Origin of the sequence: Mucilaginibacter sp. SG564, assembly GCF_013149275.1 — a bacterium.
Classification (GTDB): domain Bacteria; phylum Bacteroidota; class Bacteroidia; order Sphingobacteriales; family Sphingobacteriaceae; genus Mucilaginibacter.
In genome coordinates, this window is record NZ_JABGNA010000012.1 from 186,806 (window position 1) to 198,250 (window position 11,445).

General features: G+C 44.9%; 10 protein-coding genes. 5 read left to right on the plus strand and 5 right to left on the minus strand.

The genetic code is table 11. The annotated features are described in order from the left end of the window. Positions 1 to 139 precede the first annotated feature (139 nt). Positions 140 to 1,090 carry an NADP-dependent oxidoreductase gene (locus FHW89_RS23930; protein WP_172337581.1) on the minus strand — a complete coding sequence of 317 codons (951 nt, stop codon included), beginning with the start codon at positions 1,088 to 1,090 and terminating at the stop codon, positions 140 to 142. A gap of 88 nt (positions 1,091 to 1,178) precedes the next feature. Between FHW89_RS23930 and FHW89_RS23935 the strand changes: the two genes are divergently transcribed. Then, the gene (locus tag FHW89_RS23935) at positions 1,179 to 2,060 is read left to right on the plus strand and encodes an AraC family transcriptional regulator (RefSeq protein ID WP_172337582.1); all 882 of its coding nucleotides are present in this window, start codon (positions 1,179 to 1,181) and stop codon (positions 2,058 to 2,060) included. Between the two features lie 16 nt (positions 2,061 to 2,076). Next, positions 2,077 to 2,937: an AraC family transcriptional regulator gene (locus FHW89_RS23940; RefSeq protein WP_172337583.1), complete on the plus strand. Its 861-nt coding sequence runs from the start codon at positions 2,077 to 2,079 to the stop codon at positions 2,935 to 2,937. A 170-nt stretch (positions 2,938 to 3,107) separates the two neighbouring features. Here the strand turns inward: FHW89_RS23940 and FHW89_RS23945 are convergent, their stop codons facing one another. Next, positions 3,108 to 4,073 (minus strand): NAD-dependent epimerase/dehydratase family protein, encoded by a 966-nt coding sequence (locus FHW89_RS23945; RefSeq protein ID WP_172337584.1) that lies wholly within the window; start codon positions 4,071 to 4,073, stop codon positions 3,108 to 3,110. A gap of 153 nt (positions 4,074 to 4,226) precedes the next feature. Between FHW89_RS23945 and FHW89_RS23950 the strand changes: the two genes are divergently transcribed. From FHW89_RS23950 to FHW89_RS23960, 3 genes are all read left to right on the plus strand, one after another. Next, entirely contained in the window at positions 4,227 to 5,408 is a 1,182-nt protein-coding gene (locus FHW89_RS23950; protein ID WP_172337585.1) for a formimidoylglutamase, read from the plus strand. A 58-nt stretch (positions 5,409 to 5,466) separates the two neighbouring features. After that, positions 5,467 to 6,639 (plus strand): TlpA disulfide reductase family protein, encoded by a 1,173-nt coding sequence (locus tag FHW89_RS23955; RefSeq protein WP_172337586.1) that lies wholly within the window; start codon positions 5,467 to 5,469, stop codon positions 6,637 to 6,639. 108 nt (positions 6,640 to 6,747) lie between these two features. Further along, complete coding sequence (locus FHW89_RS23960) at positions 6,748 to 7,893, plus strand: TlpA disulfide reductase family protein (protein ID WP_172337587.1); 1,146 nt, start codon at positions 6,748 to 6,750, stop codon at positions 7,891 to 7,893. A gap of 154 nt (positions 7,894 to 8,047) precedes the next feature. Here FHW89_RS23960 and purD read toward each other — a convergent pair whose 3' ends face one another. The 3 genes from purD to FHW89_RS23975 form a co-directional block, all read right to left on the minus strand. Next, the gene (purD, locus tag FHW89_RS23965) at positions 8,048 to 9,322 is read right to left on the minus strand and encodes a phosphoribosylamine--glycine ligase (protein WP_172337588.1); all 1,275 of its coding nucleotides are present in this window, start codon (positions 9,320 to 9,322) and stop codon (positions 8,048 to 8,050) included. 254 nt (positions 9,323 to 9,576) lie between these two features. Further along, a complete protein-coding gene (locus tag FHW89_RS23970) occupies positions 9,577 to 9,993 on the minus strand; it encodes a thioesterase family protein (protein WP_076375478.1) in 417 nt (138 codons plus the stop codon). A 97-nt stretch (positions 9,994 to 10,090) separates the two neighbouring features. After that, a complete protein-coding gene (locus FHW89_RS23975; RefSeq protein WP_172337589.1) occupies positions 10,091 to 11,125 on the minus strand; it encodes an alpha/beta hydrolase in 1,035 nt (344 codons plus the stop codon). Positions 11,126 to 11,445 lie beyond the last annotated feature (320 nt).

Here is an 11,445-nt window from a genome sequence, read left to right on the forward strand (position 1 = left end):
GGATGCGATATTACTATCATCATCCTGACAGATACATGACAAATATCGCATTTATTATTTATTATTACTTTTAAATTAATAAGAGCCAGCTTAAAGCCGGCTCTTATTAATTATCAGGATATAATATAATTCATTGGAATTATAAGGCAATCACCACTTTACCCCGGGTTTTGCCGCCATCTACTTTATCCTGTGCTTTGGGAATGTCCTCAAAGCTGTAAACTTCAGATACATGGGATTTTAACTTGCCATCGGCTATCAATTTAGCTATCGCTTTCATATCCTCCCCATTTGATTCTACAGCTATACGATAAGTAAGCAGGTCTTTAGCTTTGGCCTTTTCGGCAATTTCACCTTCAAAAAAGGCAAGCAGGCTTACCAGACGACCGCCGGATTTTACCGCCTTAATAGAGCGCAGGATATGATCGCCATAAATAGAATCAAATACGATATCGGCATCCTGTACTTTTTCTTCAAATTTTTCCTGGGTATAGTCAATAAATTCATCAGCGCCCTGGCTCAATATAAAATCCTTACTTGAGGCCGATCCCGTGCCTATTACATAAGCCCCAAAATGTTTGGCTATCTGGACGGCATAATGCCCTACACCACCCGCGGCTGCATGGATCAGCACTTTATTGCCGGGTTGTATTTTGGCATAAGTAACCAGTCCTTGCCAGGCGGTTAATGCAGCCAGGGTAGCCGCAGCCGCATCGTTAAATGAAGTACCAGCAGGTTTTTTGGCCAGATGATCTGCCGGGGCGGCAACATATTCGGCATAAGCTTTGGCATGACCCGGAAATTTAACCATCCCAAATACTTCATCGCCATTTTTAAAATCGGTTACCTCGCTGCCGGTTTCTACTACTGTACCCGCAACATCCCAGCCCAGTATCATTTCTTCGCCGGGTAGCGGCATCAGTTTCTTTTTGGTGTAGATCTCGTTCTTTCGAACATAGCCATCAACAGGGTTAATGCTCAAGGCTTTGGTTTGTATCAGCACTTCATTAGGCGCGATAACTGGTTTGTTGATCTCTTTTAGAATGAGTTTATCAGTACCTCCGTTTTCACTTAATATTATAGCTTTCATATCTTTACTTTTGTATACCCCAAAGGTCGGGCTTGGCACAAGGCTAATTCCAGTACATTTTTGGGATAAAAAGGTAGTTTTTTAGGATATGCAGACCCGCCATATATTTAACCCCTTCGAGATACTGTTTCTGCGGCTGGACGAATGCCCCATACGCACGCATAAACACTCGTTTTTTGAACTGGCCTATATTATGGATGGCGAGGGCACGCACAATATTAACGGCAACGATTTTAGGTACAAACCAGGCAGTCTTTACCTGCTCGGTCCGCTCACCACGCATCATTTTACGGTCGAAAAGACCACCTCTTTTGTATTTGTATGCTTCAACAACATCTACCTGAAAGGGATAACCAGCGGCAACGAAGAACAGCATAGCCCCGAAAACTGGATGCACAAGTTGGAATATATTTTTCAAAGCAAACAGGATCAGGGCGAGATCATCAGGAATGAGCGGGATAAACCTTTGGTAGCGGCTATTATAGCCGGACTTGCAGCCGAACATGAGCAAGGGCCGAACATGCAAAAGGAACTGGTACAACAACTTATCAATACGTTGATCACCATAGTGGCCCGTAATATCACCATTAAGTGCGACGCCAAAACCGGGGGCGATACAATTGCGTTACAGATCATCAACTACGTGCACCTGAACATTTACGATGCCGAAAAGTTAAAAGCCGAAAACATTGCCGAGCATTTCAATATCTCTACCAATTACATCAGCGAGTATTTTAAAAAACAAACCGGCGAAAACCTGCAGCAGTTTATTATCAATTACAAACTATCGCTGGCCGAAACCAGGCTGCGCCACAGCAATATGCGGTTAAATGAAATTGCCTATGAACTGGGCTTTACCGACGAAAGCCATCTTACCAAAACATTTAAAAAATACAAGGGAGAATCGCCGGCTCAATTCCGCAAAAACATACGTGGGAACGATCGACCCATCAAATTTAAAGTAGCTTAAAACCGTACCTTTTACTATGGCTTATTTCAAGCAATTCGCTTTTAAAAAATTCGGCTTTTTTGATTTTCAGCACGATATTCTGCAAAAGCTTCAGCAGGACGACTATAGCGGCTTTATCAAAATAGTTTTTGTAAAAGCCGGGGGCAAGGTGGTGATTGATTTTACCGATTATCAACTGGAGCAGGATGCCCTGTTTTTTATCAATGTAGGGCAATATCACCAATTTTCAGAAAATTGCGTGGGTACGATGATCTATTATAACCGCGATTTTTATTGCGTGGAGATACATGATAAGGAAGTGGCCTGTGATGGCATTCTGTTTCATAATGTATATGAAATACCGGTGGTTTTGCTGAGCGCCCAATCGTCACTTACGGCACAACACATCATTGGTGAAGTAAAAAGTGAATTTGAGCGCGACGATAGTTCCATGGAAGAAATGCTGCGGATATTGCTCAAACAGCTCATCATTAAATCGACCCGGTTGTGGAAACAAAGACACCAACAGACCGTTGAAGATGCCGGTGCCGAGGCGGAATTTACCCGCACGTTTAGTCAACTGGTGGAGTGGCACTATACCCGGCACCATACCGTAGCCGAATATGCCGATTTGCTCAATATCACTCCCAAAGCGTTGAACAAACGGATTACGCGCTACAGCAATACCTCGCCAAACGATCTCATCAAAAACCGCATCATTATGGAAGCCAAAAGGTTGTTGGCGCATACCAATCTCAGCGTAAAAGAGATTGGTTATAAACTGGGTTATGATGATCCCTCCTATTTTATCCGCCTGTTTACCAAGCAGGCCAATACCTCGCCTCAAAGCTTCAGGCAGCTCTATGCCCCCCAGCCCTCTAAAGGGGGAGCTTTTTGATGTGCAGGTGCCCCTCCCCACGCGTCATTGCGTAGCGTGGCAATCTCCTCGCATTGTCATCGATGAGAATAGCTACGAGATTATTAATGTTTGTTTATTTTTAACGGCATTAATGAGCTCCTTCGGTCGGTTGTCTTCGTCGTTCCTCCTCGCAAGCAATGACATAATTGTTATTTCAATGCCTTACAAACTTCCGCAATAGTTTCGCTCACCGGTTTAAATTCAATACCGATAGCTTCCCTGATTTTTATATTATCAAAATTCCGCACCTCAGATGCTGCCCGGGCCGAGACTTTATCAATAGCTGGTGATTTGCCGGTTAAGGCCGCAATAACAGCCGCGCCGCGCCAGGCCAGGCCCATCATCCAGGGTTTGGCCAGTTTAGCTGGTGGTTTGATGCCGAAATTTTGGGCAATTTCGGTAGTCATATCTTTGTAGGTATAATTTTGGGCACTGATGATATAACGCTCGGCAGTAATATCGCTGTTCATGAGGGCTATCATGCATTTGGCTACATCCTCTGCATCAACAAAGCCACCGCTACCGCCGGTATAGTATTTAAGTCCTTTTTGTACGGTTTTGAATAATGCACCCGTACCGGATGTGCCCGCACTGGCACCTAAAATGAGGGATGGATTAACAACAACAGCATCCAAACCTTCGGCAATGCCCCGCCACACTTCCATTTCACTTTCCAGCTTGGATATGGCATAGCCATCATTTTCGGTAGATTGCTCCAAGTGATGGTTTTCGGTGATGAGTTCGCCCGGTTTAGCAATACCAATGGCCGCTATAGAGCTCACATGAACCATGCGGATGCCGCGCTCGGCGCACAGGTTAACCACATTGGCGGTACCGGTAACATTAGTTTTGATCATGGGATCTTTATCGGCCTGTTTCAAGGACACCCATGCTGCGCAATGATAAATCTGTGTAACGTCCTCCAAGGCATCGGCCAGGGCAAATATGTCCAGCATATCGGCATTCACCCATTCTATCTGTGTTTGATAAGGTGCTAAAAGAGCTGGTATCCTGGAGTTGCTCCTTTTTGTGCAACGGATACGCTGCCCCGAATTTACCAGCAGTTTTGCCAGTTCAGCCCCTAAAAAACCTGTTGCGCCGGTAACTAATATCATATGTGCAAATGTGCAGATAGATGTGCAGATGTGCAAATACATCGTCCTCACATTTATAGATCTGAAATTCGCACATTTGCACATCCGCATATTTGCACATCTGCACATCAATCACCACATTTGCACATCTACATATTTGCACATTAAAAAGTTATGTCCTTAGCTGATTTTTTTACACCTATTGATCTTAAAAAGATCGCTCCTAAAAAGGGGTATTATACCAGCCAGCTTGGCGATAAAATTGTGCATTATTCTGTCGATTTTCCCGATCTGGAAGAGAAAACCGATCTGGCCATTATCGGTGTTATGGATGATCGAAACGCTACCGGCAATCCGGGCTGTGCCCTTGGCCCGGATTATATCCGCGAAAAACTTTATCAACTTTATGAGGGCGGCTACAGTGTAAAAATTGCCGATCTGGGCAACATACGTGCCGGCGCTACGGTTACCGATACTTATTTCGCGCTTAAAACCGTAGTGGCCGAGCTCATCAAAAAAGATATCATCCCTATTATATTAGGCGGCGGGCAGGACTTGACTTATGCCCAATACCTGGGCTATGAAGATCTGGAACAAAAGGTTGACCTGGTAGTTGTTGACTCGCATTTTGATCTGGATGAAGATGATACCCAGGATGGCATTGAAACCACCTCGACATCCTATCTCAATAAAATATTTTTACATGAACCCAATTTCTTGTTCAATTTCAGTAACCTGGGTTACCAAACCTATTTTGTAAGCCAGGAAAGCCTGCGGGTAATGGATAAGCTTTATTTTGATGTGCACCGCCTGGGCGAACTGACCGGCAATGTAGCGGTTACCGAACCCGCAATACGCAATGCCAGCATGATCAGCTTTGATGTGGGTGCCATCCGGTCGGCCGATGCCATGGGTAATGCCAATGCCACGCCAAACGGCTTTTATGGAGAAGAAGCCTGCCAGCTTTGCCGCTATGCCGGTTTTAACGATAAGCTAACCTCTATTGGTTTTTATGAATTTAACCCGGCCTATGACAGCAACGGGCAAACCGCCACGCAGCTGGCTCAAATGATCTGGTATTTTATTGAGGGGGTTTATAACCGCAAGCGCGATTTTCCGCTCAACCCTAAAAGCCAGTACCTTATCTATAAAACCAGCTTAAAGCACGAGGATCAGGAAGTGGTGTTTGTAAAAAGCAAAAAATCCGACAGGTGGTGGATGCAGGTTCCGTATCCCACAGGTGGGTCCCGTAACGAACGTTTTCACCTGGTGCCTTGCAGTTATGCCGATTATAAAATGGCTGCTTCGGGCGAATTACCCGACCTTTGGTGGCGTACCTATCAAAAATTAAACTAGTTAATTATAATTCAACCGGCATTCTTGCGTTAAGAATGCTTATAGTTCTGATACTCTGATGAAGAAACTGATTTTTTCTGTGGCAGCTATGTTGCCTATATTGGCATTTGCCCAAACCTCCGATACTTTTACCCTCAATGGTAAAGTAGGCGCTATTGGCGCTCCTGCTAAAGTATACCTGATATACCAACTGGGCTCTAACAACGTGGTCGACTCGTCGAACGTAACTGCCGGTAGTTATAGCTTTAAGGGTAACATATTAAACCCCGTTAATGCAACTCTGGCACTGGATTATAAAGGTGTTGGGCTAAATAAATATATTCAGCAAAACTACCCGGATGGCGGACCATCAAATACCGCGGATGATCTGAACCTTTTTTTAGAAAAAGGTACCATAACCATCAACAGTAAAGATTCCCTTTCCAAATCCCTCATTTCGGGTTCGGTTTTAAATGACGATAACCGTCGGCTTACCGGTCAGTTAGCTTTAATCAACAAAAAAGCCCAGGCATTAATGGCCGAAGCAAAAGCAGCTACGCCCGATCAGCAAAAGACCCCTGATTTTCAGGCCAGAATGCAGGCCCGCTATAAAAACATCCAGGCCGAGCAAAAGGCAGTGCTCAAGAATTTTATTACCAACAATCCTAACAGTTACCTGAGCTTGCTGGCTATTAATTCTGTAGCGGGTCCGGCGCCTGATCCATCCGAAATTGAACCTTTATTTAATGGTTTGTCCCAGGGCTTAAAAGATTCAGAAAGCGGCAAAAACCTGAAACACGGTATCGACGCTTTAAAAGTTACCGCTGTAGGAGCCTTAGCACCAGATTTTATACAGAACGATGTGAATGGCGCGCCGGTTAAGCTGTCATCTTTCCGGGGAAAATATGTGCTGATTGATTTCTGGGCATCATGGTGCGGCCCGTGCAGGCAGGAAAACCCGAACGTGGTACGCAACTACAATAAGTATAAAACCAAAAACTTTACGGTATTAGGGGTGTCATTAGATAAACCGGAAGGTAAATCGGCCTGGCTGGCTGCTATCAAAAGCGACGGCCTGGAATGGACCCAGGTATCCGACCTCAAATTCTGGAACAATGAAGCCGCAGCGCTTTACCAGGTAACTTCTATTCCGCAAAACTTTCTGATAGATCCCGATGGTAAGATCATTGCCAAAAACCTGCGTGGTGAAGACCTTGACGCCAAATTGCAGGAACTATTTGGGAAGATATAATTTGATAGGGAATAAATAATTAGGGATATTTAGTAAAAAATAAATACCTCGTTAAAAATATCCAATAGACTACTAATTTGATAGACTATTTTTTTTTATATTGCGCTTATGAATCATACCGTACTAAAAAAAATATTTTTATTAGCCCTGGCAGTAGCGCCAGCTATAACTTTTGCGCAGGATGCAAAATATACTATTCAGGGTAAAATAGGTGATAATAACGCGCCTGCCAAAGTATACCTGGAATATCGTAAAGAGGGTAAAACTATAATCGATTCGGCTACTTTAGCAGGAGGTAAGTTCCAGTTTACAGGTGTAACAGGTGCAGATCCTGTTAACGCTTACCTGGTGTTTAATAACAAAGGGAATGGCGTTAATAACTCCGATGATTACCACTCTGTTTATATTGAGCCAGGAACCGTTAATGTAACTACAGCCGATTTATTGGCCAATGCCAAAGTTGACGGTCCCAAAACCAATACGGATAACGAAAAATACAAACTGGCTCAAAAGCCGATAAATGACGCTTACGAGGCCCTTGCCGCTAAGCGTAAGGCTGCTACGCCAGCGCAACAGGCCGATCCGGCGTTTGCCAAACAACTATCTGCCGAAGAAAAAGCTATTGATGATAAGAGCACGCTTGTTGATAAACAATTTATTAAAGAAAACCCTGACTCCTATATCAGCCTGAACGCGCTGGAAGGCTATGCCTACAGTGCCGACTATGTAGATATTGAACCTTTATTTAATGCCTTTACACCCGCTGTAAAACAAACAGAAGCTGGTAAAAAATTCGCCGAGCGTTTGCCTAAACTCAAAGCGGTTGCTTTGGGTGCTACAGCGCCTGAGTTTGCCGAAGCCGATACCAGCGGTAAGGAGATCAGCCTGTCATCATTCCGTGGTAAATATGTGCTGATTGATTTCTGGGCATCCTGGTGCGGCCCTTGCCGCAGGGAAAACCCGAATGTTGTAGTGGCTTATAATAAATACAAAAACAAGAAATTCACTATCCTGGGTGTGTCTTTAGACAGGCCAAATGCTAAAGAAAAATGGATCGCGGCTATCCACAAAGACGGCCTGGCCTGGAATCATGTATCCGACCTTAAATTCTGGGATAGTAAAGCTGCCGCCCTCTACGCGGTGCGTGGCATCCCTCAAAACTTTTTACTGGATCCCAACGGCAAGATCATCGCCAAAAACCTGAGAGGCGAAGACCTGGAAAAGAAGCTGTCTGAAATTTTTGGAAAGATTTAGGTGGTTCATTAGTTCATTGGTTCAGTTGTTCATTAGTGAACGCGGACAAAAAAGCCAGATCGCTATTTAAACGATCTGGCTTTTTTTTTATGAGATGATGGCGTTATTAAACTACCATGCCACCAATGAACTAATGAACAACTGAACCAATGAACTACAAGAGGTCAAACCCGATATCTCTTCTAAAATACATGCCATCGTAGTAAATGCGGCTGGCATCGGCGGTGGCTTGTTGTAGGGCTTTAAACATGTTATCCTGCAAGGTAGTAATGGCCAACACGCGGCCACCAGTGGTGATCACGTTATCGCCATCGGTTGAGGTACCCGCATGAAAAACAATGGATTCATGAATATTCTCGGTTCCGGTGATCACTTTATTTTTGAGGTATTCGCCGGGATATCCGCCTGCTACCATTACTACCGTAGCCGCAGTTTTAGGGCTGATGATCAGTTCTTTTTCATTCAGATTGCCTTCGGCAACACCTTGCAGCAGATCAACAAAATCCGAGTCGATGCGGCGCATTACGCTTTCGGTTTCCGGGTCGCCCATGCGGCAGTTGTATTCAATAACCCAGGGTTCGCCATCGCTGTTCATCAAACCAATAAAAATAAAGCCTTTGTAAGGGATGCCATCCTTCTTTAAACCTTCGATGGTCGGGATAATCACTTTCTCTTCTACCTTTTTCATATAGGCAGCATCGGCAAATGGTACCGGCGAAACGGAGCCCATACCACCGGTATTCAGTCCGGTATCGCCTTCGCCAATACGTTTGTAGTCTTTGGCTTCGGGCAATATTTTATAGCTGTTACCATCGGTCATTACAAAAACCGAAAGCTCAATGCCTGTTAAAAATTGCTCTATGACTACACGCGAGCTGGCTTCGCCAAATTTGGCTTCGGCCAGCATTTCTTTAAGCTCCTGCTGAGCTTCTTCAAGCGTGGTGCATATCAATACACCTTTACCGGCTGCCAGTCCATCGGCTTTCAGTACCACAGGTAAACCCGCGGTAGCCAGGTAGGTTAAACCTTCCTGCAAAGTATCTTTGGTAAAAGTTTTGTAAGCAGCTGTAGGGATGTTATGCTTTTGCATAAACTGTTTAGAAAAATCCTTGCTGCCTTCCAGTTGGGCGGCTTCCTGTTGCGGACCAACAACCGGGATGTTTTTCAGCTGCTCATCGTTCAGGAAAAAATCGTGCACTCCTTTTACCAGCGGTTCTTCGGGGCCAACCAATACCAGGTTGATGCCGTTGCTGAGCACAAAAGTTTTGATGCCCTCAAAGTCGGTAACTTTGAGGTTAATATTGGTGCCATATTGCGTGGTGCCGGCATTACCGGGCGCAATAAAAAGGTTTTGACACTTTGGGCTTTGAGCAATTTTCCAGGCGAAGGCGCTTTCCCTTCCGCCCGAACCGAGGATCAGGATATTCATGGCGGCAAAGATAGTTATTTGACATTAAGTTTGGGGTGGTAAGAATAGAACGCGGTATCGACTCACCCCGACATCGCTGCGCTCGTACCCCCTCTCTTCGCCTGCGGCGGAAAGATGGAGGATAAACCTTTTTCCCCGCGCGTCATTGCGAGGAGGAACGACGTGGCAATCCCCGACTTGCAGAGACGCTCTGTAAGTCGGGGATTGCCACGCTGCGCTCGCAATGACGTTTGTAAAGCTTTACTAATTACCAATTAAACTTCCAGCACCGGTGCATCCTTTATTTTTTCCAAAACAGATGCCGGCAAATAAGGCCTGCCGCCAGTAGCGGGCACGCAGGTGCCGGTAAATACGGCCTTGGTCATCACCTTATTATTGAGGATGATGGATTGTTTAAAATGCAATTTTGGAGCGCCGCCTTTATCGGCAAAAAGCTCGCAGGTAACGCTGAAGTTATCACCTTTTTTCAGCGACCTTAAAAAGCTGATGCTGTAGTTTGACAGTACCATATACACACCATTTTTGGCTTCGATTTCAAAGTCGAAACCCAACACTTCGCGGATGTAATCATGCCTGCAGTACTCCATGTAAAAGGGGTAATACAAGCCATCCATAATTTCCTGAACATCGATGTGTTCTTCCTTCGCAACGTAATTTTTAGAATATTCCATAAGTATGTATTTTAATAGGGCAGGACGGCAAATATATAAACTAAAAAATCCCGGCTATATTACAGCTGGGATTTTTATTGCGGGTATTTTGTAAAACTTATTTAGCTAATGCGTTCTTCAGCTCGGAACCGGCCTGCAGCATAGCCGCTTTAACGCCAGGAACGTGTGCCAGCGGGTTAAGTAAGCCCCAATCATGTATCATACCATTAAAGCGCAGGGATTTTACCGGTACACCGGCTTCGTCCAATTTGCGGGCATAAGCTTCGCCTTCATCACGCAACACGTCATTTTCGGCAACTTGAACAACAGCAGGGGGCAGATCTTTTAATTGTTCAAGGGTAGCCTGTAGAGGTGACGCATAGATTTCTTTGCGTTTGTTGCCATCGGTAGTATAGTTATCCCAGAACCACTTCATCATGTTTTTGGTGAGGAAACGGCCGGTAGCAAACTGGTTGTATGATCCGGTTTCAAAATTGGCGTCGGTAACAGGCCATAATAGCACTTGTAATTTAATTTTAGGACCGTTGTTGTTTTTGGCCATCAGCGAAACCACAGCAGCCATATTACCGCCCACGCTATTACCGGCAACGGCCAGGTTTTTACCATCTACACCAATCTCGGCACCATTTTCGGCTACCCATTTGGTAGCGGCATAAGCCTGGTTAATGGCGGTTGGGTATTGCGCCTCTGGCGATGGAGTATAGTTTACAAATACCGCGGCTGCGCCGGATGCCACCACCAGGTCGCGAACCAGGCGTTTGTGTGTAGGGAAATCGCCCAGTACCCAACCGCCGCCATGGAAAAACATAAACACCGGCAGCACACCTGTTGCACCTGCAGGTTTCACAATATCTAATTTGATGTCTTGTCCATCGGCAGTAATGTTTTTTTCGGTAACGTTGATATCAGCATAATCAAACTGTACCGATTCCTGTGCGCCGGTGAGTACCGCGCGGGCATCAACGGGTGAAAGTTCTTCCAATGGTTTACCATCGCCCGAGTTAAGCACATTTAAAAATGCTTTAACATTGCTTTCAATGTGCGTATCCTGAGCCGGATCAATAGGTTGAACGCCTGTAGTTAAAGTAAGGATAATTGAAGCTGGTTTGCTGGTGTTGGCTTGTGTTTTCATGATGTTATGTTTTAATGTTTTGTGTTTTTTTCTTTTGACATAACAAAGGTATGGCGCCAACCAAGGCTACTCAATGCACGGATGTAGACACGTATAGGACATTTTTCCCCAAGCCCCCCAGCCCCCTAAAGGGGGAGCGTTTTGATGGGCAAATTTCTTTCCTCTATGTCATTGCGAGGAGGAACGACGAAGCAATCTCATAGCGTTCAATATTCGAGCGGAGGAGATTGCCACGCTATCGCTCCTTTAGATTAGCATAATTATTATATTGAATTATTTGATTGAGAAAGAAGCAGGGTAAACTATGCTTCGCTCCGGGT